The 23,418-nt window shown below is 71.6% G+C and carries 19 protein-coding genes; 10 read left to right on the forward strand and 9 right to left on the reverse strand.

The annotated features are described in order from the left end of the window. Positions 1-55: 55 nt before the first annotated feature. Complete coding sequence (locus tag ACIREO_RS21235; RefSeq protein WP_404112434.1) at positions 56-454, reverse strand: ribonuclease domain-containing protein; 399 nt, start codon at positions 452-454, stop codon at positions 56-58. A gap of 252 nt (positions 455-706) precedes the next feature. Between ACIREO_RS21235 and ACIREO_RS21240 the strand changes: the two genes are divergently transcribed. Then, positions 707-1,117 (forward strand): ATP-binding protein, encoded by a 411-nt coding sequence (locus ACIREO_RS21240; protein ID WP_404112437.1) that lies wholly within the window; start codon positions 707-709, stop codon positions 1,115-1,117. Between the two features lie 3 nt (positions 1,118-1,120). Here the strand turns inward: ACIREO_RS21240 and ACIREO_RS21245 are convergent, their stop codons facing one another. After that, positions 1,121-2,206, reverse strand: coding sequence for a DUF2637 domain-containing protein (locus ACIREO_RS21245; protein ID WP_404112440.1), 1,086 nt, complete (start codon positions 2,204-2,206; stop codon positions 1,121-1,123). A 204-nt stretch (positions 2,207-2,410) separates the two neighbouring features. After that, positions 2,411-3,259 carry a (2Fe-2S)-binding protein gene (locus tag ACIREO_RS21250; RefSeq protein WP_404112441.1) on the reverse strand — a complete coding sequence of 283 codons (849 nt, stop codon included), beginning with the start codon at positions 3,257-3,259 and terminating at the stop codon, positions 2,411-2,413. Between the two features lie 143 nt (positions 3,260-3,402). On the opposite strand from ACIREO_RS21250, the gene ACIREO_RS21255 reads away from it, so the two are divergent. Further along, entirely contained in the window at positions 3,403-4,149 is a 747-nt protein-coding gene (locus tag ACIREO_RS21255; protein ID WP_404112443.1) for a GntR family transcriptional regulator, read from the forward strand. Between the two features lie 87 nt (positions 4,150-4,236). Here ACIREO_RS21255 and ACIREO_RS21260 read toward each other — a convergent pair whose 3' ends face one another. Continuing rightward, entirely contained in the window at positions 4,237-5,022 is a 786-nt protein-coding gene (locus ACIREO_RS21260) for a hypothetical protein (protein ID WP_404112446.1), read from the reverse strand. A gap of 193 nt (positions 5,023-5,215) precedes the next feature. Further along, complete coding sequence (locus ACIREO_RS21265) at positions 5,216-6,931, reverse strand: PucR family transcriptional regulator (RefSeq protein ID WP_404112448.1); 1,716 nt, start codon at positions 6,929-6,931, stop codon at positions 5,216-5,218. Between the two features lie 270 nt (positions 6,932-7,201). Between ACIREO_RS21265 and ACIREO_RS21270 the strand changes: the two genes are divergently transcribed. From ACIREO_RS21270 to ACIREO_RS21295, 6 genes are all read left to right on the forward strand, one after another. Beyond that, on the forward strand, positions 7,202-8,092 hold the full coding sequence (locus ACIREO_RS21270) for an FAD binding domain-containing protein (RefSeq protein WP_404112450.1): 891 nt from the start codon (positions 7,202-7,204) through the stop codon (positions 8,090-8,092). Between the two features lie 2 nt (positions 8,093-8,094). Then, on the forward strand, positions 8,095-8,691 hold the full coding sequence (locus ACIREO_RS21275) for a (2Fe-2S)-binding protein (protein ID WP_404112453.1): 597 nt from the start codon (positions 8,095-8,097) through the stop codon (positions 8,689-8,691). Between the two features lie 2 nt (positions 8,692-8,693). Continuing rightward, on the forward strand, positions 8,694-11,111 hold the full coding sequence (locus tag ACIREO_RS21280; RefSeq protein WP_404112455.1) for a xanthine dehydrogenase family protein molybdopterin-binding subunit: 2,418 nt from the start codon (positions 8,694-8,696) through the stop codon (positions 11,109-11,111). A gap of 216 nt (positions 11,112-11,327) precedes the next feature. After that, positions 11,328-12,785, forward strand: coding sequence for an NCS2 family permease (locus ACIREO_RS21285; protein WP_404112457.1), 1,458 nt, complete (start codon positions 11,328-11,330; stop codon positions 12,783-12,785). 42 nt (positions 12,786-12,827) lie between these two features. After that, positions 12,828-13,970 (forward strand): XdhC family protein, encoded by a 1,143-nt coding sequence (locus tag ACIREO_RS21290; RefSeq protein ID WP_404112459.1) that lies wholly within the window; start codon positions 12,828-12,830, stop codon positions 13,968-13,970. 207 nt (positions 13,971-14,177) lie between these two features. Then, the gene (locus ACIREO_RS21295) at positions 14,178-17,825 is read left to right on the forward strand and encodes a S8 family serine peptidase (protein WP_404112888.1); all 3,648 of its coding nucleotides are present in this window, start codon (positions 14,178-14,180) and stop codon (positions 17,823-17,825) included. 84 nt (positions 17,826-17,909) lie between these two features. Here ACIREO_RS21295 and ACIREO_RS21300 read toward each other — a convergent pair whose 3' ends face one another. The 4 genes from ACIREO_RS21300 to ACIREO_RS21315 all read right to left on the reverse strand — a co-directional run bounded on the left by ACIREO_RS21300 (position 17,910) and on the right by ACIREO_RS21315 (position 21,599). Further along, the gene (locus ACIREO_RS21300) at positions 17,910-18,584 is read right to left on the reverse strand and encodes a DUF3626 domain-containing protein (protein ID WP_404112462.1); all 675 of its coding nucleotides are present in this window, start codon (positions 18,582-18,584) and stop codon (positions 17,910-17,912) included. A 64-nt stretch (positions 18,585-18,648) separates the two neighbouring features. Then, positions 18,649-18,792, reverse strand: coding sequence for a hypothetical protein (locus ACIREO_RS21305; RefSeq protein ID WP_365930551.1), 144 nt, complete (start codon positions 18,790-18,792; stop codon positions 18,649-18,651). 315 nt (positions 18,793-19,107) lie between these two features. Then, positions 19,108-20,652 (reverse strand): peptidoglycan-binding protein, encoded by a 1,545-nt coding sequence (locus tag ACIREO_RS21310; protein WP_404112465.1) that lies wholly within the window; start codon positions 20,650-20,652, stop codon positions 19,108-19,110. Positions 20,653-20,867: 215 nt separating this feature from the next. Further along, positions 20,868-21,599, reverse strand: a complete 732-nt coding sequence (locus ACIREO_RS21315; RefSeq protein WP_404112468.1) for a nitroreductase family protein — start codon at positions 21,597-21,599, stop codon at positions 20,868-20,870. 314 nt (positions 21,600-21,913) lie between these two features. Here ACIREO_RS21315 and ACIREO_RS21320 point away from each other — a divergent pair, with 314 nt between their 5' ends. Both ACIREO_RS21320 and ACIREO_RS21325 read left to right on the forward strand, forming a co-directional pair. Continuing rightward, on the forward strand, positions 21,914-22,147 hold the full coding sequence (locus ACIREO_RS21320; protein WP_404112471.1) for an acyl carrier protein: 234 nt from the start codon (positions 21,914-21,916) through the stop codon (positions 22,145-22,147). After that, positions 22,144-23,418 (forward strand): beta-ketoacyl-[acyl-carrier-protein] synthase family protein, encoded by a 1,275-nt coding sequence (locus ACIREO_RS21325; protein WP_404112474.1) that lies wholly within the window; start codon positions 22,144-22,146, stop codon positions 23,416-23,418. The genes ACIREO_RS21320 and ACIREO_RS21325 overlap by 4 nt, the downstream gene beginning before the upstream one ends.

The following is a 23,418-nucleotide window of genomic DNA, read 5'->3' on the forward strand; positions in this document are numbered from 1 at the left end:
GGCCCGCGCCGCAGGTGGGGGACTACGGCGCGGACCGGACCTGGGTCGGTGCGGCTCAGCAGTCGTGGTCGACCAGGTCGAAGGACTCGTAGTGGTCGGCGGTGTAGTAGTCCTCCTCGGCCTCTTCGCCCGTCACGATCCGGCGGGCGCCGCGGTCCGAGGACCCGGGCGTGATGACCGTGTACTCGTGGTAGTAGCCCGTGCTCTGGCTGGGCAGCAGCGCTTCCCGGTTCTGGAAGACGGTGCCGTCCTGCTCGTACGGGAACGGGCCGCCCGCATCGATGAGGTCGAGGGTGTCGTGGGCCTGGGACGGCAGCGCGGAGTAGCAGACGCTGCCGACGGCGGCGGTCGAGGGAGCTGTCGCGGCCGATGCGGTGACCGGCCCGCCGACGAAGAGGACGGACAGGAGGGCGGCGATGCCGCCGAGCGTGGTGATCCGTGGGGGGATTCGCATGTCCACCATGATGACGCGCGTAGATCCCCATCCGTCAACGCCAATACGAGTGAATTTTTGGGAAGTTAACCGTGAGTACGAAGACGTAACGCGTCGGTCGTCCCGCGGGGGTTGCGCGACCGCCCGTTCATATGTTGACGCCTCAGGACGCGTGCCCGCCGCCCTGCGGGGCATGCATCCCGTGAAGGTGTTCGAGACATGACGTCATGAAACGGAACTCAGGGAGGTCGATTCAGCGTGCGTGCGGGGGACATGACGAAGCGAAGGGAGGGCCCGCCGATGCGGCTGCACCGCAGAGTCGGGCATGCCGATCTGTCGGCCGTGGGGGAGATGCGTGGAGCGCTGCGCGACTTCCTGCGCTGTCGCAGGCGGCCGGAGGAGACGGAGGTGGCGGAGCTCCTGCTCAGCGAGCTGGTGACGAACGCGCTCATCCACACGAGGAACGGCGCCGTGGTCACGGTGACCTCCGTGCCCACCCGACTGCGGGTGGAGGTGCGCGACTTCGAGACCGGACAGGAGCCCGCGCCGTACGTACCGAACGCCGACGACGGTACGCATGGCAGGGGACTGCTTCTCGTCCAGAGCCTGGCGGACTCCTGGGGGGTCGCGACACAGGCGCTGGGCAAGGTGGTCTGGTTCGAGCTGAACGCCGGGAGGTCCTGACGCTCAGCCGAACTGCTGCTCCAGGTCCTTCAGTTTCTGCTCCAGCGAATCGAGCCGGGGCAGGGCCTGGGTGTCGTCCTCGGTCGTGAGGTCGACGGTCGCGGGTTCACCGGTGGTCTGTGTCGAAGCACTCCTGGAATTAGAGCCGTTCACGGCTTGGAGGGATGGCCGGGGGCGCAGTGGCAGTTGTCCCGGCTCTGTCGAGGCAGGCTCCACGGCGGCCGCCTGGCCGGGGACACCCGGTGTGCGGGCGATGGCCTGGGCGTCCATCTGGCGGCCGATCCGGACGCCACGCCCCCAGACCCGGTTCTGCCGGTTCAGGGCCTTGATCTGGGCCCGGTCCAGCTTGGCCTGGTCCCTTCTGCGGTGTCTGTTCTGCTCCTTCTCCTGACGGTCCTCGCGGACGTCGTCCACCGCCTCGTCCAGGGTGCGTACGCCTTCGAGGAGCATCAGCGACCAAGCCCCGAAGGTCTCCCTGGGGGCGCGCAGCCACCGTACGATCCGGATCTGCGGCAGCGGGCGGGGCACCAGGCCCTGCTCGCGCAGTGCCGCCCTGCGGGTCTGCTTCAGCGCGCGGTCGAACAGCACGGCCGCCGAGAGCGACATCCCCGCGAAGAAGTGCGGGGCGCCCGCGTGCTCCATGCCACGCGGCGCGTGCACCCAGTTGAACCAGGCGGCGGCGCAGGCGAACGTCCAGACCAGCAGTCTGGACCCCAGAGCGGCGTCTCCGTGGCTGGCCTCGCGCACCGCGAGAACCGAACAGAACATCGCGGCCCCGTCGAGGCCGAAAGGTACGAGGTACTCCCAGCCCCCTGAGAGGCTGAGGTTTTGCCGGCCGAAGCCGACGAGCCCGTGGAAGGAGAGGGCGGCGGCGACCGCGGCACAGCAGAACAGCAGGAGGTACGAGGCGGTGGCGTAGAGCGCCTCCTTGCGCCTGCGGCGCTCCTCGCTGCGTTCCCAGCCGTCGTCGGCCGTGGCCTTCCCAGCGGCGCGCTTGCCGCGCGCGACCACCGTCACCGCCGCCAGAACCCCCACGAGCAGCACGGCGCCCGGAAGCAACCAGTCAAGCGAGATATCGGTCAATCTCATGCGCGGTCCCTTGTGTCACGTAGGACGTTTCGGGCGCCATTGTGGCGGAAATAACGTCTCTTCCAGCGGCTTTCGGGGTCGGCGCATGCAATTGGGTTCGCGGGGCTGCCCTATGGGTGGAATTTGTACGAACGCCCGCGCGGGAAGACTGAGTTGAGTTCGATTTCTGGTCGCTCGACCGGGTGGTGTGAGCTTCTGAGTGGCTCAGAGGGCGGCAGTGAGCTTCCGGACGCGGTCGGCGTCGCAGGTGCGCGGACAGGTGGCGCACGTGTCCTCGGGCCGCAGGGTGTAGAAGAGGCAGCAGCTCGCGCGGTCGCGCGTCGGGAGCGATTCGCCGTCGGGTCCCGTCAGTTCACGGAAGCCGGCCGTGCCCACGTACGGCTTGGTGGTGCCCGGCAGCAGCAGCTCCAGCTCCCTCACCGCGCGGTTCTCCTCGCCGAGCAGATGGGCGATATACCAGAGGCCCTCGACGATCTCGTCGGTCGCCATGCCCCACAGCGCGCGCTTTCCGCGCCGCATGCGTGGCCGGAAGCCGTCCAGCACCGGGCCGATGTGCTCCGCCACGCAGTCGAGGACCTCGGCCCGCAGCGCAGACTCGTCGGGCACGACGCGGGCGCCGGGCGATCCGGCCGCCGGGTCGTCGGGCAGGCAGGCGAACTCGCTGACGCGCAGGGTCAGATGGCCGAGGCCCCGGTGGAAGGAGACGTCAGCGGCGGGGATCCGCGGCACCCGGCGGTGCGTGAACCACGGCAGGGTCACCAGGAGGCAGGCCGGCCAGGCGTAGCGGTGCAGTCCGAAGCTCGCCACCACGTCGGGGCGGGCCCGGGTGCCGTAGTCCCGCAGCACCTGTGCCTCGTCCCAGGCCAGGAAGTCGTCCAGCGCTGCACCGCCCGCCGCGAGCTCGAAGGCGCCGACCCATCCGCTGCCCGAGGGTGCCGCGACGTCATCGGCGAGTACCTCGGCGCGCAGCCCCGGGAAGACCTCGGCCAGACGTGCGTACGCCGCCGTCAGCGGGGACGGGGCGGTGGCGGCGAGCAGAGCGGGCACGGTCATTCAGGGACCACCGAATCACGATCTCTTACAGGTAAGCCTTACCTTACCCGAAGTGATCGGTGTTTGAACTGACGCCCGCTCCGCCTATCGTGCACAGGGGGCCCGGCGCGCGCGAGTCGGCCCGCCAGTGCGAGGAGGTTCCGGTGGAGCAGGGCAGAGCGCGTCAGAACGCGCGGCCGTACGCGTCCGAGGGCGCCCCGCAGGACGTACGCGTGCCCGAGCAGGCGCGCGGCGAGCACACCCACAGCGAGCCCCCGGCGCCCCGAGTGGTCCAGCGGCACTCCGTGCGCGGCCAGATCCTGGATGCCCTGCGCTCCGCACTGGTCGGCGGGGAGCTGGCCCCAGGGGAGGTCTACTCCGCCCCGGCACTCGGCGCCCGCTTCGGTGTGTCGGCGACCCCGGTGCGCGAGGCGATGCAGCAGCTGGCCGTCGAGGGAGCCGTCGAGGTCGTGCCGAACCGCGGTTTCCGGGTCAGTGAGCGGGGCCCCCGTGAGCTGGGTGAGCTCGCCGAGGTGCGTGCCCTGATCGAGGTCCCCGTCATGCTGCGGCTCGCCCGCACCGTCCCTGCGGCCGGCTGGTGCGCCCTGCGTCCCCTGGCCGACGCCACGGTCGCGGCGGCCGCTGTCGGCGACCGGGCGGCGTACGCGGAGAGCGACCGCGCCTTCCACCGCGCCGTGCTCGCGCTGTCGGGCAACCAGCAGCTCGTCTCGGTCGCGGACGACCTGCACCGCCGGTCCCAGTGGCCCCTGGTCGACAGCCCCGCCGGCCGGCGTGCCGAGCTGCTCGCCGACGCCTCGGAGCACACCGCGCTGCTGGACGCGCTGATCGCCCGGGACCTCACGGTGGTGCGGTCCCTCGTACGCGAACACTTCAACGGCGCGGACGTCTGAGACACGGCCGGGCCGTCTGGGCCACGGCCGCGCCGATGGGGTCCGTGACCGCACCGGACCCCCTCGGCGCGGCCTCCGGGCCCGCTGTCAGTTCGCCTCGACGGTCTCCGGAGCCGGTGGCTCCAGCCGGGGCGCGAGCCAGGTCGGCACGCCGCCCAGCAGCCGGAACAGCCGGCCCGCCTCGGCGCGCAGCCGGGCGGCCGCCTCGGGCTCGGGTTCGGCGTCCGCGAGCGAGATGAGCGCCGGCGCCGTGCCCACGAGATAGCCCAGCTCCTCCCTTATCCGCAGCGACTCGGCGAAGCCGTGGCGCGCCTCCGCGAGCTCGCCCTCGCCCAGGGCCAGCGAGGCGAGGTGCCGCCAGGTGAAGGAGAGCAGGAGCTCGTCCCCCCGGGCGGTGGCTCCGGCGTGCGCCCTGCGGTAGGCGGCGCGGGCCGACTGGGGGGAATCGGCGATGTTCTGGGCGATCAGGCCCCGGCGGAAGTCCAGCAGGGGGCGGCCGGGGGCCGAGGGTGAGAGCAGGGCGGCGGCCCTGCTGAGCGCCACACTGGCCTCGTCGGCCCGGTCGCGTGCCCTGAGCAGGGTCGAGGCGTAGGCGAGGTAGCCGCGCTCGCAGGCGGCGGCCCCACGCTCGGAGTCGTCCTGGGCGAGCGCCTCCGCGGTGCGCAGCGCGTCCTCGGCGTCCGTCCAGCCCACGCCCGTGTAGAGGCACCGCTCCGTCAGCAGCGAGGTCCGCTGGAGAGCGGCCGCGGGGTCGGTGGCCGCCCGGGGTTCGAGCAGCGCGGCGGCGTCGGTCCAGCAGGCCCGGGAGCGCAGCCGCCATACCGCGGTCTGGAGCGGCGGATCGTCATCTGCGGTCGTTCCGGAACCAGACATGGCGGTATGCGCCACATTGCCCTCCCCGAGCGCGCCATCGAGCTGTGGAGGCCGGCCGGCGAGCGCCGGGTCGGCCAGGGTCTGCGCGCATCTCAGCACGGAATGGCACGCCGGGCCAAGGGGTGGGATCAATGTCAGGTGAAAGATTTCACAATCACCTTGAGCACGGGAGGGCGGTGATACGCCCGCGAAGTCAGCTCATACGCAGGGCGAGGAAGAAGTCGAGCTTGTCCTCGAGGCGCGAAAGGTCACGCCCCGTCAACTGCTCGATACGCCCGACGCGATAGCGCAGTGTGTTGACGTGCAGGTGCAGCCGGGCCGCACAGCGGGTCCAGGACCCGTCGCAGTCCAGGAAGGTCTCCAGCGTCTCGATCAGCTCCGCGCGGTGCCGGCGGTCGTAGTCGCGCAGCGGGTCCAGGAGACGGGCGGTGAAGGCCCGGCGGACGTCGTCCGGGACGAAGGGCAGCAGCAGGACATGCGAGGCGAGCTCGTGGTGGCCGGCCGCGCAGACCGGGCCCGGCCGGGCCGCGGCGACGCGGCGGGCGTGCCGGGCCTCCTCCAGGGCGCCGCGCAGCCCCTCGGCGGAATGCACGGCGGCGCTGACACCCAGTGTCAGACGGCCGTCGTCGGCGAGGCCCGCGGAGAGCGGCGCGCGGACGGCGTCGAGCAGGGCGTCGGCGTGCAGCGCGGTGTCGTGCGGATCCGGGGCGCCGGACTCCCCGGACGCGTCGGCCCCGTCGGGGCCCGGCGGGGGAACCGCGGTCAGCGGCACGAGGGCGACGGCCTCCTCGCCGGTGTGTGCCACGGCGATCCGGTCGGCCGAGTCGGGGCCCGTCACCGCCGGGTCGACCAGGATCTCCTCCAGCAGGGCCTGTGCGGCCTGGCCGCCCGGCAGGTCCTTGCCCTCCGCCGACCACTCGACGCGGGCCACCACGACCTGCCAGTGCGGCGCCGTGCCGACGCCCGGCAGCAGGACCGGGGCGGCCACCCGCAGCCTCGCCGCGATCTCGGCCGGGGCCGCGCCCGTCTGGACCAGCTCCAGGACCTCCTGGGCGAGCCTACGGCGCACCGCGCGGGCGGCGTCGCGGCGGTCCCGTTCGACAGCGATCAGCTGGGTGACGCCCTGGAGCAGGTCCAGGCGGGCCGCAGGCCAGTCGCCGGAGTCCGCCGCCACGGCCAGCAGCCAGTCCGAGAGCACGGACTCGCGCACGTCGCGGGACGGGGCGGGCAGGGCTCCCCGGCCGGTGTTCCGGACCGGGAACAGCGAGTAGGCGGTGCCGGCCACCTCGGCCCGGTGCGGCCCCGGACGTCCGGTACGGGTCGCCGCGAGATGGCGGCCCGCCAGCTCCGCGCCGGTGCGCGGGGACAGGGGCTCGCCCGCACCGGCGATCTGCCGGCCCGTCGGGGACAGGACCCAGGCGCGCAGGTCCAGGTCGGAGGTGAGCAGGTCGAGGACCACCTCGGGGCCGCCGCCCGCCGGGCCCGAGGTCATGAGCCTGCGATGGCGGTCGACGACAGCGGCGAGGTCGCCGGCCCGCTCCCCGGAGACCTGGCGCACCACATGCTCGGTGATCATCGCGAACGCCACGGTCTCGTCGACCGCGAAGAGCGGGAGCCGGTGCCGCAGACACGCCTCGACCAGGTCGTCCGGGACCGCCCCGAGCTCCGCCTCACCCGCGGCCAGGCCGGCCACGCCCGCGTTCGCCAGGATCCGTACGAACGGCTCCGTGTCCGACGCGTCCCGGCGCCAGGCCAGACCGGACAGGACCAGCTCACCGCCGGAGAGATAACGGCTGGGATCGCGCAGGTCGGTCGTCATGACGCCCCGGACCGAACGGTCCAGCTCGTCCTCGCCGCCGAGCAGCCGCAGACCCAGCGCCTCGGTGTCCAGCAGTGCGCGCAGCCGCATCGTCGATTGCCGCCGATCTCGTCGTTGGTGCGGGGGAGGGCGGAGGTCACCTGTGAATTGCGGTGAGGTTACCGGTACCCGCCATTCGTTCGAATCTACAAGACACGGACGGGGACCAGCCAACTCCTTCATGGTTTCGGTGACTGCACCGAGTGGAGCAAGGCTTGTGTACTGGGCCACACACCGCGTGAACAACATATGAACGACCCATCCAGGGCCGGCCGTCCCCAGCCCAGCCGAACGACCCGATTGAGAAGAAGAGAGCCACTCATGGACTTCCTTCGCCCCGCCAGCTGGGAGGAGGCGCTCGCCGCCAAGGCCGAGCACCCGACGGCTGTGCCCATCGCGGGTGGCACCGACGTGATGGTCGAGATCAACTTCGACCACCGGCGGCCCCAGTACCTCATGGACCTCAACCGCATCGGTGAGCTGTCCGAGTGGCAGGTGGGCCCGGACGCCGTACGCCTCGGCGCCTCCGTGCCGTACAGCGCCGTCATGGACCACCTGCGGGCCGAGCTGCCCGGTCTCGCACTCGCCTCGCACACCGTCGCCTCGCCGCAGATCCGCAACCGCGGCGGTGTCGGCGGCAACCTGGGCACCGCCTCACCCGCCGGGGACGCCCACCCGGCGCTGCTCGCCGCGGGCGCAGAGGTCGAAGCCGCGTCCGTACGGGGGACGCGGATGATCGCGATCGACGACTTCTACACCGGCGTGAAGCGCAACGCCCTCGCCCCCGACGAGCTGATCCGGGCCGTGCACATCAACAAGGCCGACGGCCCGCAGCAGTACTCCAAGGTCGGGACCCGCAACGCGATGGTCATCGCCGTCTGCGCCTTCGGCCTCGCGCTCCACCCGGAGACCCGCACCGTGCGCACCGGCATCGGCTCCGCCGCCCCGACCCCGGTCCGGGCGAAGGAGGCGGAGTCGTTCCTGAACGCCGCACTGGAGGAGGGCGGCTTCTGGGAGAGCGGAAAGATCATCACCCCGTCCGTGGCCAAGCAGTTCGCCCAGCTCGCCGCCGGGGCCTGCAACCCGATCGACGACGTACGGGGCACGGCCGCCTACCGCAGGCACGCCGTCGGCATCATGGCCCGCCGCACGCTGGGCTGGACCTGGGAGCAGTACCGCGGAGCGGGACGCACCCTCGAAGGAGCTGCTTAACCATGCGAGTGAATTTCACGGTCAACGGCCGGAAGCAGGAGGCCGACGACGTCTGGGAGGGCGAGTCCCTCCTGTACGTCCTGCGCGAGCGCATGGGCCTTCCCGGTTCCAAGAACGCCTGCGAACAGGGTGAGTGCGGCTCCTGCACGGTGCGCCTCGACGGCGTGCCGGTCTGCTCCTGTCTCGTCGCCGCGGGCCAGGCGGAGGGCCGCGAGATCGTCACCGTCGAGGGCCTGGCGGACTACGCCAGACACCGCGACGACGCCCACCCCGGCACCGGCTGCGCCGCGGGAACCTGCGGCACATCGCTCGACGCCGCCCAGCGGTGGCAGGCCAGGCCCGCGGACGGACGGAGCGCCGAGACGGAGGAACTCTCCCCGGTCCAGCAGGCGTTCATCGACGCGGGTGCCGTGCAGTGCGGCTTCTGCACCCCCGGTCTGCTGGTCGCCGCAGACGAGCTGCTGGAGACGCAGCCCTCCCCGTCCGACCAGGACATCCGCGAGGCGCTCTCCGGCAACCTCTGCCGCTGCACCGGTTACGAGAAGATCCTCGACGCGGTCCGGCTCGCGGCCGCCCGCCAGGAAGAGGCGGTCCGATAGCCATGACGCTGCACCCACGAGCCACGTCCGTACCGGCCGGCACCCCCACCAAGATCACCCAGGGCTCCAAGTCCCCGGGCGGCATCGGTGAGTCCACCCTTCGCCCCGACGGAACCCTCAAGGTCACCGGCGAGTTCGCGTACTCCTCGGACATGTGGCACGAGGACATGCTGTGGGGCCACACCCTCCGCTCCACCGTCGCGCACGCCGAGATCCGCTCCATCGACATCGGCGAGGCCGTCGCCACGCCCGGCGTCTACGCCGTCCTGACCTACGACGACCTGCCCGCGGAGATGAAGAACTACGGGCTGGAGATCCAGGACACCCCCGTACTCGCCCACGGCAAGGTCCGCCACCACGGCGAACCCGTGGCGCTGGTCGCCGCCGACCACCCCGAGACCGCCCGCCGCGCCGCCGCCAAGATCAAGATCGACTACGCGGAGCTGCCGGTCATCACGGACGAGGCCTCCGCGACCGCCCCCGACGCGATCCTGGTCCACGAGGGCCGCGACGACCACCACATCGGGCACGTCCCGCACCCCAACATCGTCCACCGCCAGCCGATCATCCGCGGCGACGCGGACGCGGCGGCGGCCCGCGCCGATGTCGTCGTCAGCGGCGACTACACCTTCGGCATGCAGGACCAGGCCTTCCTCGGCCCCGAGTCCGGCCTCGCCGTGCCGTCCGAGGACGGTGGCGTCGAGCTGTACGTCGCCACCCAGTGGCTGCACTCGGACCTCAAGCAGATCGCCCCCGTCCTCGGCCTGCCCGAGGACAAGGTCCGGATGACGCTCTCCGGCGTCGGAGGGGCCTTCGGCGGACGCGAGGACCTGTCGATGCAGATCCACGCCTGCCTGCTGGCGCTGCGCACCGGCAAGCCCGTCAAGATGGTCTACAACCGCTTCGAGTCCTTCTTCGGCCACGTCCACCGGCACCCCGCGAAGCTCCACTACGAGCACGGGGCCACCAAGGACGGCAAGCTCACCCACATGAAGTGCCGGATCGTGCTGGACGGCGGCGCCTACGCCTCCGCGTCCCCGGCCGTCGTCGGCAACGCCTCCTCGCTCGCGGTCGGACCGTACGTCGTCGAGGACGTCGACATCGAGGCGATCGCGCTCTACTCCAACAACCCGCCCTGCGGCGCCATGCGCGGATTCGGCGCGGTCCAGGCGTGCTTCGCCTACGAGGCGCAGATGGACAAGCTCGCCGCGAAGCTGGAGATGGACCCGGTCGAGTTCCGGCAGCTGAACGCCATGGAACAGGGCACCCTCCTCCCCACCGGCCAGCCCTGCGACTCGCCGGCCCCGGTCGCCGAGCTGCTGCGCCGCGTAAAGTCACGGCCGCTGCCGCCCGAGCAGCAGTGGCTGGCGGCGGGGAGCGAGGGCACCTCGGTCGACGTCCGGGCGCTGCCCGGCGGGCTCTCCAACACCACCCACGGCGAGGCTGTCGTCCGCGGCGTCGGCTACGCCGTCGGCCTCAAGAACGTCGGATTCTCCGAGGGCTTCGACGACTACTCCACCGCCCGGGTGCGGATGGAGGTCATCAACGGCGAACCGGTCGCCACCGTGCACACCGCGATGGCCGAGGTCGGACAGGGCGGGGTCACCGTCCACGCCCAGATCGCCCGCACCGAACTAGGCGTCAGCCAGGTGACCATCCACCCGGCGGACACCCAGGTCGGCTCCGCCGGCTCCACCTCGGCCTCCCGGCAGACGTACGTCACCGGCGGCGCCGTGAAGAACTCCTGCGAGGCCGTACGGGAACAGGTCCTGGAGATGGGCCGCCGCAAGTTCGGTACGTACCACCCCGCCTGGGCCACCGCCGAACTCCTCCTGGAGGGCGGCAAGGTCGTCACCGACGGCGGCGAGGTGCTCGCCTCGCTGGCGGACGTGCTCGAGGACGAGGCCGTCGACATCGAACAGGAGTGGCGCCACCGGCCCACCGAAGCCTTTGACCTGCGCACCGGGCAGGGCAACGGTCATGTCCAGTACTCCTTCGCCGCGCACCGCGCGGTCGTGGAGGTCGACACCGAACTCGGACTGGTCAAGGTCATCGAGCTCGCGTGCGCCCAGGACGTCGGCAAGGCCCTCAACCCGCTGTCGGTCATCGGCCAGATCCAGGGCGGCACCCTCCAGGGCATGGGCATCGCCGTCATGGAGGAGATCATCGTCGACCCGAAGACCGCCAAGGTACGCAACCCGTCCTTCACGGACTACCTGTTGCCCACCATCCTCGACACGCCGACCATCCCGGTCGATGTGCTCGAACTCGCCGACGACCACGCCCCGTACGGGCTGCGTGGCGTCGGAGAGGCCCCGACCCTGTCGTCCACCCCGGCCGTCCTCGCGGCGATCCGGAACGCGACGGGCCTGGAGCTCAACAGGACGCCGGTGCGCCCCGAGCACCTCACCGGCACCTGACCGGCTCCCCAAGACCCTCCGGGCGGTGCGTGCCTGCCGTGAACGTCACACTTCCCCGCGCCGCGCACCGTCCGGAGCCATCGCACAACCGCTCCGTCTGCACGAAGAGTTCGCCTCGGGCCGTCCCCCGGGTCGTGCCGCCACGCAGTCATCCCAAATCCCGCAATCTCCAGCGCTCCACGCGGGTGCCCCTGTGAACCTTGGGAGTCAGGCAACATGACCCAGCAGTCCGTGGAACCCAGGACAGGCGCGGAGGACGCGGGCCCCGGCTCGCGTGTCCCCGCCGGACGGTCCTGGCTCGACCGGTACTTCCACATATCCGAACGCGGATCGACCGTCGCACGCGAAGTGCGCGGCGGCGTCACGACCTTCATGGCCATGGCGTACATCCTCCTGCTCAATCCGCTCATCCTCGGCGGCAAGGACGTCGACGGCCAGCTGCTCGGCCAGTCCGGGCTGATCACCGCCACCGCGCTCGCGGCGGCGGCCACCACCCTGCTGATGGGCTTCGTCGGCAAGGTCCCCCTCGCGCTCGCGGCGGGACTGAGCGTCTCCGGGGTGCTCGCCTCGCAGGTCGCACCCGCCATGACCTGGCCGCAGGCCATGGGCATGTGCGTGATCTACGGGCTGGTGATCTGTCTCCTGGTCGTCACCGGCCTCCGCGAAATGATCATGAATGCCATCCCGCTCGCGCTGAAGCACGGCATCACCATCGGGATCGGCCTCTTCATCGCCCTCATCGGCCTCTTCAAGGCAGGCTTCGTCCATCAGGGGGAGGCGACGCCCCTCTCCCTCGGCCCGGCCGGTGAGCTCGCCGGCTGGCCGGTCCTCATCTTCGCCGTGACCCTGCTCCTGATCTTCATGCTGCAGGCGCGCAACGTCCCCGGCGCGATCCTGATCGGCATCGTCGTCGGCACCCTGGCCGCGATCGTCGTCAACGCCGTCGGCGACATCGACCCCAAGGCATGGAGCAGCGGCCCGCCCGAACTGAGCGGCAGCGCGGTCTCCTCACCGGACTTCTCGCTCTTCGGGAACGTCGAGTTCGGCGGCTGGGGCGACGTCGGTGTGATGACGGTCGGCATGATCGTGTTCACGCTCGTCCTGGCCGGCTTCTTCGACGCCATGGCCACCATCATCGGCGTCGGCACGGAGGCGAAGCTCGCCGACGACAAGGGCCGGATGCCGGGCCTGTCCAAGGCCCTGTTCATCGACGGCGCGGGTGGTGCGATCGGCGGTGTGGCCGGGGGCTCCGGCCAGACCGTGTTCGTCGAGTCGGCGACCGGCGTCGGCGAGGGCGCCCGCACCGGGCTCGCCTCCGTCGTCACCGGGCTCTTCTTCGCCGCCTGCCTCTTCTTCACCCCGCTCACGGCGATCGTGCCGGCCGAGGTGGCCTCGGCCGCCCTGGTCGTCATCGGCGCCATGATGATGCAGAACGCCCGGCACGTGGACTGGAGCGACCGCTCCGTCGCCGTACCGGTCTTCCTCACCGTGGTCCTGATGCCGTTCACGTACACCATCACCACCGGTGTCGCCGCGGGCGTCATCTCGTACTCGGCCATCAAGCTCGCCCAGGGCAGGGCCCGCGAGGTCGGCGTCTTCATGTGGGTCCTGACGCTGGTCTTCCTCGTGTACTTCGCCCTGCACCCCATCGAGAGCTGGCTGGGCGTCAACTGAGCCGCCCGCCCCTCCGCCGCTTCTGTCAGAAGGAGACACGCCATGCTGGACATCGCCGAAGAGCTCCACCGGTGGGTCGGGCAAGGACGCACGTTCGCCGTGGCCACCGTGGTGGCCGTCGGCGGCAGCGCGCCCCGGCAGCCTGGCGCCGCCCTCGCCGTGGACAGCGACGGCACCGCCATCGGATCGGTCTCCGGCGGATGCGTGGAGGGCGCGGTGTACGAGCTGTGCCGGGAGGCGATCGAGGACGGGAACACCGTGCGCGAGCGCTTCGGCTACAGCGACGACGACGCCTTCGCGGTCGGACTGACCTGCGGCGGTGTCATCGACATCCTGGTGACACCGGTGCACGCGGACGATCCCGCGCGCCCGGTGTTCGCCGCCGCGTTCGCCGCCGCCGCCGGGGGGACGGCGGCGGCGGCGGTGGCCCGGGTCACCGAAGGCCCGGACGAGCTGCTCGGCCGGCCCCTGCTCGTCCACCCCGACGGCACGTACGAGGGCGGGCTCGGCGGACATCCCGAGCTGGACCGTACGGCCGGCGCCGAGGCCCGCGCGATGCTCGACAACGGCCGTACCGGAGAGATCGTCATCGGTGCGGAGGGATCCCGCTGCGGCAGCCCCCTCACCCTGCTCGTCGAATCGAGCGTCCCACCGCCCCGGATGATCGTCTTCGGGGCCATCGACTTCGCCGCCGCCCTGGTGCGGGCCGGGCGCTTCCTCGGCTACCGCGTCACCGTCTGCGACGCCCGCCCCGTCTTCGCGACGGCGGCCCGCTTCCCGGACGCCGACGAGATCGTCGTCGACTGGCCGCACCGCTATCTCGCCACGACCGGGGTGGACGCGCGCACCGTGCTCTGCGTCCTCACGCACGACGCCAAGTTCGACATCCCGCTGCTGGAACTGGCGTTGCGGCTTCCGGTCGCGTACGTCGGCGCGATGGGCTCGCGCCGTACCCATCTGGAGCGCAACGAACGGCTGCGCGAGGCGGGTGTCCCCGAGCGCCGGCTCGCCGCCCTGCACTCGCCGATCGGGCTCGACCTCGGCGCCCGTACGCCGGAGGAGACGGCGCTGTCGATCGCCGCCGAGATCGTGGCGGCCCGTCGCGGCGGCAGTGGTCTGCCGCTGAAGGGCGCCCACACCCCGATCCACCACGAGAGCGCCACACCACTGGCATCGGTGGCCTGATCCGGACCGTCAGCGGCTGACCACGGCGGGCGGATTGCCGCCACGGCGGATTCACGCCAGGGGTGAAGCCGTCCGTGGCCCCCGATTTACCGGTAGATCAGCTGCATGACATTTTCCCTCTCCTCCGTTTCCGGCCGGGCGAGACCCGCTCGCGCGGGACGCAGGGCTCTGCTCATAGCGACCTCGGTCGCCCTCGTGAGTGGCGTCATGCTCCCCGCGGCGGGCTCCGCGACCGCCGCCCCGAAGCCGTCGACCGCCGAGGACCACCGAGGTTCCGAGTCCCGCGACTACGACATCACGCTGGTCACCGGTGACGTCGTCCACTACACGGACGGCGCGGGCAGCCAGGACACCGTCACCGTCGACCGCCCCGACGGTGCGCAGGGCGGCGTACACGTGCAGCAGGCGGGGGAGGACATCTTCGTCATCCCCGACGAGGCGAGCACTCTCATCGCGGCCCAGAAGCTGGACCGCCGGCTGTTCAACATCTCGACGTTGGTCGAGATGGGCTACGACGACGCGCGTTCCGGCGGCATCCCGCTGATCGCCACCTATCCCGCGAGCACCGCGCGTTCGCTTCCCGCCGCCCCGCGCGGCAGCGAGACGGTCCGTCGGCTGGAGTCGGTGAACGGTGCGGCGCTGAAGACCGACAAGGACGACGCCCGCGCCTTCTGGAGCGACATCTCCCGTACACAGAAGAGTCGTTCGCCGGCCAACGGCATCACCAAGCTGTGGCTCGACGGCAAGGCCGAGGCCGCACTCAAGGACTCCGTGCCGCAGGTCAACGCCCCGCAGGCATGGGCCGAGGGCTTCGACGGCAAGGGCACCACGGTCGCCGTCCTGGACACCGGCATCGACGCGACGCACCCGGACGTCAAGGACCGCGTCACGCAGTCCAGGAGCTTCGTCCCCGGCGAGGAGGTCGTCGACAGGAACGGTCACGGCACGCACGTCGCCTCCACGATCGCGGGCTCGGGCGCGGCGTCGGACGGCGTCAACAAGGGCGTCGCCCCGGCCACCGGCCTGATCATCGGCAAGGTCCTCAGCGACGAGGGCTCCGGCGCCGACTCCGGCATCATCGAGGCCATGGAGTGGGCGAAGGCGGAAGGCGCCGACGTCGTCTCGATGAGCCTCGGGTCCAGCATCCCGGACGACGGCACCGACCCGATGGCCCAGGCCGTGAACACGCTCTCCGCCGACGGCGGGCCGCTGTTCGTGATCGCGGCGGGCAACGCCTACGGCGCGGGCACCATCGGATCGCCCGGCTCCGCGGCGAGCGCGCTCACCGTCGCCGCCGTCGACAAGAGCGACAACCGCGCCGACTTCTCCTCGATGGGTCCGCTCGTTCGGTCCTACGGTCTGAAGCCCGACCTGTCCGCACCGGGCGTCGGCATCAACGCGGCCGCCTCCCAGTCGGTGCCGGGCATTGAGGGCATGTACCAGTCGATGGACGGTACGTCGATGGCGACGCCGCATGTCGCGGGTGCCGCGGCGATCCTGAAGCAGCGTCACCCGGAGTGGTCCGGCGAGCGCCTCAAGGACGCGCTGATGAGCTCCTCCAAGGAGCTGACCGGCTACACCCCGTACGAGCAGGGCACCGGCCGTCTCGACGTGAAGGCCGCCGTCGACACGACGATCGAGGCCACCGGCTCCGTCGAGGTCGCGTCGTACGACTGGCCGCACGCCGCGTCCGACCCGGTCGCCGAGCGCACGATCACCTACCGCAACACGGGTGACAACGACGTCACGCTGAACCTGGCGACCGGCACTGACTCCAAGGCGTACACGCTCTCCGCGTCCACGCTGACCGTCCCGGCGGGCTCCACGGCCCAGGCGGTGCTGTCCCTGGACCCCTCCGAGGTCCCGAACGACACCCAGTTCTCCGGCCAGGTCGTCGCCACCGACGCCTCCGGCGCGACCGTCGCGCACACCGGCTTCGCCCTCAACAAGGAGCAGGAGCTCTACGACCTGACGCTCCGGCTGCGAGACCGGTCGGGCGAGCCGATGGACGGCAACGTCGTCATCGCCCCGCTCGGCGACCCCAACCTGGGTGTCGTGGCGGTCCCGGGTGACACCACCCTGCGGCTGCCCCCGGGCAACTACACCGCCTGGGCTTCCGTGGACATCGACGGAGACCGCGCGGACTCCAAGGCCGTCGCCTTCCTCGCGGCGCCCGAGACCATCCTTGACAAGCCCACCACCGTCACCCTGGACGCGTCCGAGGCCCGCAAGGTCAGTGTGCGCACCCCCAAGGAGACCGAGACCCGTCAGCTGCGGTACGACATGGCACGCACCGCCCCGGACGGCACCGTCCAGCGCGACGCGTTCCAGATCCCGCTCACCTACGACCAGCTGTGGGCGAGCCCGACGAAGAAGGTCACCCAGGGCAGCTTCAGCTTCCTGACCCGCTGGCGCCAGGGCGAGGAGCTGATCGACCTGACGGCCGACGGCCATGACGTCCCCGTCACGGTGCAGAACGGCTCGGTCGTCGCCGAGGACAGCGAGCAGAAGCTCACCGGTGTCTACGCGGGCAACGGCGGTGCGGCCGACTACAAGGGCCGCAGCGTCAAGGGCAAGGCCGTCGTCGTCACGCGCAGCGACGCCGTCCCGCCCGCCGACCGGCTGGCCAACGCACTCGCGGCGGGCGCGAAGGCGCTCTTCGTCGTCAACGACAGCCGTGGAGTCGCGCTGGAGAGTTACGTGCCGTACGGCGAGGAGACCACCATCCCGGTCGCCTCGGTGCAGAAGATCGCGGGCGGGACACTGATCAAGGCGGCGCAGCGCGGCAAGAAGCTCTCCGTCGACCAGAAGAAGTTCGCCTCGTACGTCTACGACCTGGTGGACCGTCACGACGGCACCATCCCGGACCGTTCGCTGGCCTTCGCCCCGTCGGCCCGTCAGCTGGCGAAGGTCGAGAACACCTTCTACGGCCACAAGACGACGCTCGGCGCCGGCTACCGCTACGACATCCCGGACTACGGACCGGGCATCGGCTTCGAGGAGTACGAGAAGTTCCCCGGCACCCGCACGGAGTGGGCCACCCCGCTGCCCGGTGACTCCTACTGGTACGAGAACCACTCGGTGCTGAACGCCGACGCCTCCGACCGGGCGCTGGAGATGCGCAGCGCCCAGCTGGACTACACCGCGGGCCGGACCTACCGCGCCGACTGGTTCGCTCCGGTGACCGGACCCCGCCTCGGCACCGGCTACTGGGGTCCCTTCCGCACCTCGTACAACGATGTCCAGTTCAACATCACGCCGTGGACCGACTCGGGCGAGGGGCACTCCGGCTCGATGCCCGCGGACGAGTACGACACCACCTCCTACGCCTTCTACCAGGGGGACACCCTGATCAAGGAGGGTGCGGGCCGGGCCGGTTACGCCTGGGACCTGTCGGCCGAGAAGGTGCCGTACCGCCTGGTCATCGACTCGGTGCGGGACGAGGCCACCTGGAAGACCTCGACGCGGACGCACACCGACTGGGGCTTCGTCTCGGGCGCTCTGCCCGAGGGCACCCAGCAGGCCGACATCCCCCTGCTCCAGCTCGACTACGACGTGGACACCGACCTGGCGGGTGACGTCAGGGCCGGCAAGCAGATCGCGGTCGGCATAGAGTCAGGCACGCAGGCCTGGCTGGACGGTGCCGTGAAGGCGACCAAGGCCTCGCTGTCGGTCAGCTACGACGAGGGCAGGACCTGGAGCAAGGCCGAGCTGCGCAAGGGCTCGTCGGGCAAGTGGACCGCGAAGCTCAGGACGCCGAAGCACGCGGGCTCCGTCTCGCTCAAGGCGCACGCCGAGGGCCCCGGCGGGCTCGCCGTGGAGCAGGAGATCATCAAGGCCTTCGGCCTCAAGTGACCTGCTGAACAAACGGGCAGAGGTGGTCCCGCATCCCGCGTGGGGGTGCGGGACCACCGCGTCCTGCGCCAGCCGCCGGCCCGCTCACCGCCCGAAGCGTGCCAGGCAGTGCCACACCCGCTTGAGGTCCTGCGGATCGTGCTGCCCTGCCCGGGCCGTCTTCTCCACAACCGTGCCCTGGAAGCACGGGTCGAGGACAAGGGCTTCCACATGACGGTCGAGCCGGACCGGGCCGTGCACCTGTGCCTCGATGTAGTCGTCCAGGGCGTCCCGGCCGTCGGCCTCGGCGAGCGCGACGAGCCGGTGCCCGGCCGCCGCCACACCGAAGTCGGTGGGCTCCAGGAAGCTGTCGGGATAGCAGAACGTGGCGTGGGCCAGGGTCTGGGCGTTCAGCCTGAAGTGCGCGGACCCGAAGCGGGGCGCCGCGCCGTATGCGGAGCGGCGGAAGTCCAGCGCGCCGTGGACGGGCCGCTCCTGGGCGCTCGCGCCGTCGTAGGCGCCGCCGAAGATCCGGCTCTCCCAGTGCCACCGGTCACCGTCCGGGCGTGCGGTCAGCCCGCCGTTGCTGGTGCCCGTGACGAACTGGGAGACGTACACACCGTCCTCCGCCAGCCTTTCCAGGACAGTACGGCCCCCGCTGACACGGGCGGGGTGGAAATTCAGTCTCACACGCAGGGACGGGTCCAGAGGCGGCCCCGTCGACTGCGCGGCCACATGCCTCAGGGCGCGCGCCCGGGCCTGGAGGGTGCCGGCGCTCATCGGCCCGTTCTGCATGAGCGCCGACCACGGGAGCAGGCGGCTCTCACCGCCGACGGACCGCCGGCTAACGCCCCTTGCGCCGCGCCACGGTGTAGTTCGACCAGTCGCCCCGGTGCCGGTCGCACCGGGAGGCCCCCTTCATCGCGAGCCGTTGGCAGCGCGTGCCCTTCTGGGTGAGTGCCCCGCATTTCGACTGCGTACGAGCCATGTCCGACCGCCCTCCGAGTCCCGCCGGCCGTGTGCCGACAGCGCCCAGATTCGGCTGGGAGCCTGGTACGGGGGAAGGCGCACCGGCACCTTTCGGGTGTGCTCCGGAGCGTACGGGCGGCCGGGGCGGCGTCAGTGTGCCGTGTCTCCCACGCGGGCTCCGTCGGCCTCCCGCTGCTCCTCGATACGCCCCTCCACCAGGCCCCGAAGACGCCCCGCGCCCGCTCGTCCTCATGGTCCCGGCGCGGCGGGGAGGGGACATGAGTACCGGTACTCAGCGGCAGGCGCGGGGCGTCGGAATCCGGTGCGGCGGGGATCAGCGCCCGGCCTGCAGCGCCTTCCAGGTGTCGGGGCCGACGCTACCGTCGACTGAAAGGCCACGGGCGTCCTGGTAGTCGCGGACGGCCTTGTCCGTGATCGTGCCGAAGGCTCCGTCGACGGCCACGGTTCTGCCCAGCGCGGCGGTCAGCGTCCGCTGGAGCCGCTTGACCGCGTCACCCGAGGCGCCCGCGACGAGCGTCGGCGTGGTGCCGGCGGAGAGCAGCGCCGTCCAGGTCTTGGGGCCGACCACGCCGTCGGCGTCGAGACCGCGGGCGGCCTGGAACGACGTGACGGCGCTCTCGGTCGTGGCCCCGAAGACCCCGTCCTCGGTGCCGGCTTCGTAACCCTGCTTGTTGAGCAGTGTCTGGACGGCCTTCGTCTGAGGGCCGGTCGAGCCCGGTTTCTGGGTCGTGTACGACATGAAGCTCAGCCCGTCGGCCCCGCTGCCGGAGCCGCCGACGAGCTGCATGTAGTACGTCCAGTTCCAGTTGGCGCCCGGGTCGGTGTGGTCGTTGCCGGGGGCCTCGCTGTGCCCGATGATGTGCGACCGGTCCTTGGGGATGCCGTACCGGTCGCACAGATACGTCGTCAGTGCGGCCGAGGAGCGGTACATCGTGTCGGTGAACCACGACGGGTCGTCCACCCACCCCTCGTGCTCGATGCCGAGCGACGAGGCGTTGGCGCTCTTGGCGTGGTACGCGGTGTCCGAGTCGCGCACCATCTGCGTGATCTGGCCGTCCGAGGAGCGGACCACGTAGTGGGAGCTGACCTTCGACGTCGCGTTCTGGAACCAGCTGATGGTCCCGGCGTACGAGCCCTGCGTGACGTGGATGACGACCTTGTCCACCGTCGCCGTGCGGCCCGTCGCGAAGTTGGCGGAATTGGCGGCCACCCAGAGCGCCGGGGGGTAGTCCGGGCTCTTGGCCGTGACATCGGCCTTCGCGAGGGGGCCCTTCTCGGGCGAGACGGGGCGCGAGGTCACCGTGACCGGTTCGCCGCCGGCGACGGATGCCCGCAGTCCCTGGGCGAGAAAGGTGTAGACGGTGTCCGCGTAGAGCGCGGCGACGGCGCCGTCCGTGCCGCTGTAGCGGGCCACGGCCGGATACCAGGCGTCGATGTCCGCCCGCTCGGCCTTGTCCAGGCCCAGGGTGTCGGCGTGGCTCCTCAGCACGGCGGCGCCGCCCAGGATGTTGGCCTCGGTGTCCTCGCGCAGATCGGCCGTGGACTCACCCGTCAGCGCGGCGGCCTTCTCCAGGGAGTGGTTGACGGGGTTGCTCACGAGGTGCATCACGCCGTAGCCGTTGTCCTGGCTCGGGCGCCCACCGTGTCCGTCCAGGTGGGTCTCGCCGTAGCCCACGGCGGCGAGCAGGTCACGCGGTACGCCGTACTCCTCGGCGGCCTGGTCGAGGGCCTGGTTCACGGGGCCCGCGTCGGCGGGGGCGGCGCCGGCCGGGTGGCCCGTGGCGACGAGGGCGGTGACGGTGAGAGAGGCCAGAACGGCGGCGCGGCCACGGGTGTGGCCGGCGGGACGTCGGGGCATACCTGCTCCAGGTCTGTGGGGGAGAGGAGGGCCGCCGGTCCGGTGCGGGGTGGGCCGAGGGCCGCTGAGTCCGCACAGGCTATCCACCTGCTCAGGGCATGACAATGACGCCGCCGTGTGTCCAATCCCCTTTCACTCCAATGGAGTTGAGGAGCCGCCGGCGGATCGTCCGGCGGGCCGCCACCCCGGCAGAGGGTGCCGGCCCGCAGGTGTCGCTACCAGCGGTTCCGGTGGACCACGTCGGCCACGGGACGGCGGCGGACCGGCCCGAAGTTGCCCTGCGGCCACCCCACCGGAATGGCGGCGAAGGTGTGTGTGTCCGACGGGATCCCGAGGGCCTTCTTCCACTCCTGCTCCAGCATCAGATGCCAGATGGTGAGGTTGGCCGCGAGCCCCAGCGCCCGCGCCGCGAGCAGGATGTTCTGGACGCCCGGATAGACGCAGGAGCCCTCCGCGAGCGCCTGGAAGCGCGTCTGCGTGTTCCCCATGTGCTCGAGACCCGCCGGGCCCAGCGACTCGGCGTAGACCCCCAGGCCCTCCTCGTCGAACTCCGGCTCCGGGAACTTGTAGCAGGGGATGATCAGCGCCGGGGTGTCCGAGAAGTGGTCGCGCTGGTGCTCGATCGCCGCGACCATCCGCCCGTACGCCGCGTCGCCCATGCCCTTCGGCGCGTGCTTGCCGGTCGTCGCGAGGTAGGCGTCCACGCACCGCTTCCAGAGCGGGGCCAGTTCGGCCATCACCGCGCGGTCGGTGACGACCACGTACTCGTAACACTGCATGTTGCCGCCGCTCGGCCCCCAGACTGCGGCCTGTATGAGCTGGTCGATCGTCCCGTCCGGGACGGCGTCCGGCTTGAGGCGGCGCATGGCGCGCATGGTGGACATGGTCGGGAAGAGAGCGGGCCCGTCGGTGGCGGGTGCGTCGGCGTACACCGTTTCGAAGGTCATGATCGCGGAGTGTACGGCTCAAGGCCCGGCGCGGGCAGCCCCGTTCGTACCCCGCCTGCCCCGGCCCCGCGCAGGTGAGAGCCGGGTCGGGCGGTGTCCTCAGGTCCCTACGTCCGTGCCCTTCGTGTCATCCGCCGCTGCGGCACGGCGGAATCGCACACCTGGCCGTCCCCCCTCCTCACGGGGGAACGGGGGCGGGAACGGCAGTCGCGAAGGCGTATAAAGGGTCCCTCCGAGCAGCCGGCGTCCCCGATGGCCATCTCACCCCCCACGCGGCCGGCGTCACCGCGTACCGAGAGCGGAGGAGTGTCCCCATGAGCACCTCGGAAGAGATCAGCGCCTTGCTCGTCACCAGGTTCGGGACCGATCCGGACGCCATCCGGCCGGAGGTGCCGCTCCGGCAGCTACAGCTGGACTCGCTCGCACTGGAGGAGCTCAGGCTCCTCATCGAGGACCGGATGGGCATCGACCTGGAGGACATCGTCCTGTCGTCGCGCGACACCGTGGGCCACCTGGTCGCGGCCGTACGGACCAAGGCCGGCGCGTGACGGGCCGGGGGCCGTTCTCACGCAAGGCCGCCGGGCCGGGCATCGAGCCGTTCAGTGCCGCCGTCACAGGCATCGGCCTGGTCACCGCCGCCGGCGTGGGGATCGAGCAGGCCTGGCGCGGTGTGTGCGACACGGCGGTCGCCCCCTCGGTACCGCACCTGCCGGAACTCGACGGACTGACCTGCGACTTCATGTACACCGTCGACGCACTGGACACGAAGGCCGTCCTGGGCGTCGCCGCGCAGCGGCTGATGGACCGCTTCTCCCAGCTCGCCGTGATCGCCGCCCGTGAGGCGGTCGCGGACGCGGGGCTCGACCCCTCGGTCTGGGACAGCGGACGGGTCGCCGTCGTCATCGGCTCCGCCCACGGCGGTCTGCCCTTCTACGACGAGCAGCACACCACCCTCAGCGAGCGCGGCGCGCGCCGCGTCTCCCCGAAGCTCGCCCCGCTGACCGTCGTCAACGGCGCCGCCAGCAGCGTCGCCATGGATCTGGGTGTGCACGGCCCGAGCCAGGCCGTCTCCACGGCGTGCTCGTCGGGCACCGTGGCCATCGGCACGGCCCACCAGATGCTCCGCACCGGGGCCTGCGACATCGTCGTCGCCGGCGGCGCCGAATCGGTCCGCTCCCGGCTCCTCATCGCCAGCGCCTGCCAGATGAGGGCCGTCTCCACCCGCTGCGACGACCCCCAGGCCGCCTGCCGCCCCTTCGACACCCACCGCGACGGCTTCGTCGTCGGCGAGGGCGCCGGCCTCCTCGTCATGGAACGCCCCGAGCACGCCCGGGCCCGCGGTGCCACCGTCCGCGCCCGAGTCGCCGGCTACGGGGCCTCCAGCGACGCCCATTCCGCCGTCGCCCCCGACCCCGACGGCCTGGGCATCGAGCGCGCGCTGCGCACGGCCCTGGCCGACGCCGGCGTCGACGCCACCGAGATCGGCCATGTCAACGCCCACGGGACGTCGACCGTCGCCAACGACCTCATCGAGGCGACCATGCTGCGCCGCGTCCTCGGCGACCGCCCCCTCGTCACCTCGACGAAGGCCATGACGGGACACACCCTGGGTGCCGCGGGCGGCATCGAGACCGCCCTGACCGTCCTCGCGCTCCAGCACCAGCTCGTCCCGCCGACCGCCAACCTCGACGTCCCCGACCCGGCGATCCCCGTCGAGGTGGTGAGCAAGGAGGCCCGGCGCGCCGCGTTCGAGTACGCCGTCAAGACCTCGCTCGGCTTCGGCGGCCACAACGCGGCGCTCGTGCTCACCAGGGCCTGA

Source organism: Streptomyces sp. NPDC102441, assembly GCF_044765585.1.
In the GTDB taxonomy this organism is placed as follows: domain Bacteria; phylum Actinomycetota; class Actinomycetes; order Streptomycetales; family Streptomycetaceae; genus Streptomyces.

Coding starts and splice junctions, on each gene's coding strand:
- ACIREO_RS21235 (WP_404112434.1), bottom strand. CDS start 454: ATGCGAATCCCCCCACGGATCACCACGCTCGGCGGCATCGCCGCCCTC.
- ACIREO_RS21240 (WP_404112437.1), top strand. CDS start 707: ATGACGAAGCGAAGGGAGGGCCCGCCGATGCGGCTGCACCGCAGAGTC.
- ACIREO_RS21245 (WP_404112440.1), bottom strand. CDS start 2,206: ATGAGATTGACCGATATCTCGCTTGACTGGTTGCTTCCGGGCGCCGTG.
- ACIREO_RS21250 (WP_404112441.1), bottom strand. CDS start 3,259: ATGACCGTGCCCGCTCTGCTCGCCGCCACCGCCCCGTCCCCGCTGACG.
- ACIREO_RS21260 (WP_404112446.1), bottom strand. CDS start 5,022: ATGTCTGGTTCCGGAACGACCGCAGATGACGATCCGCCGCTCCAGACC.
- ACIREO_RS21265 (WP_404112448.1), bottom strand. CDS start 6,931: ATGCGGCTGCGCGCACTGCTGGACACCGAGGCGCTGGGTCTGCGGCTG.
- ACIREO_RS21270 (WP_404112450.1), top strand. CDS start 7,202: ATGGACTTCCTTCGCCCCGCCAGCTGGGAGGAGGCGCTCGCCGCCAAG.
- ACIREO_RS21275 (WP_404112453.1), top strand. CDS start 8,095: ATGCGAGTGAATTTCACGGTCAACGGCCGGAAGCAGGAGGCCGACGAC.
- ACIREO_RS21280 (WP_404112455.1), top strand. CDS start 8,694: ATGACGCTGCACCCACGAGCCACGTCCGTACCGGCCGGCACCCCCACC.
- ACIREO_RS21285 (WP_404112457.1), top strand. CDS start 11,328: ATGACCCAGCAGTCCGTGGAACCCAGGACAGGCGCGGAGGACGCGGGC.
- ACIREO_RS21290 (WP_404112459.1), top strand. CDS start 12,828: ATGCTGGACATCGCCGAAGAGCTCCACCGGTGGGTCGGGCAAGGACGC.
- ACIREO_RS21295 (WP_404112888.1), top strand. CDS start 14,178: ATGCTCCCCGCGGCGGGCTCCGCGACCGCCGCCCCGAAGCCGTCGACC.
- ACIREO_RS21300 (WP_404112462.1), bottom strand. CDS start 18,584: ATGAGCGCCGGCACCCTCCAGGCCCGGGCGCGCGCCCTGAGGCATGTG.
- ACIREO_RS21305 (WP_365930551.1), bottom strand. CDS start 18,792: ATGGCTCGTACGCAGTCGAAATGCGGGGCACTCACCCAGAAGGGCACG.
- ACIREO_RS21310 (WP_404112465.1), bottom strand. CDS start 20,652: ATGCCCCGACGTCCCGCCGGCCACACCCGTGGCCGCGCCGCCGTTCTG.
- ACIREO_RS21315 (WP_404112468.1), bottom strand. CDS start 21,599: ATGACCTTCGAAACGGTGTACGCCGACGCACCCGCCACCGACGGGCCC.
- ACIREO_RS21320 (WP_404112471.1), top strand. CDS start 21,914: ATGAGCACCTCGGAAGAGATCAGCGCCTTGCTCGTCACCAGGTTCGGG.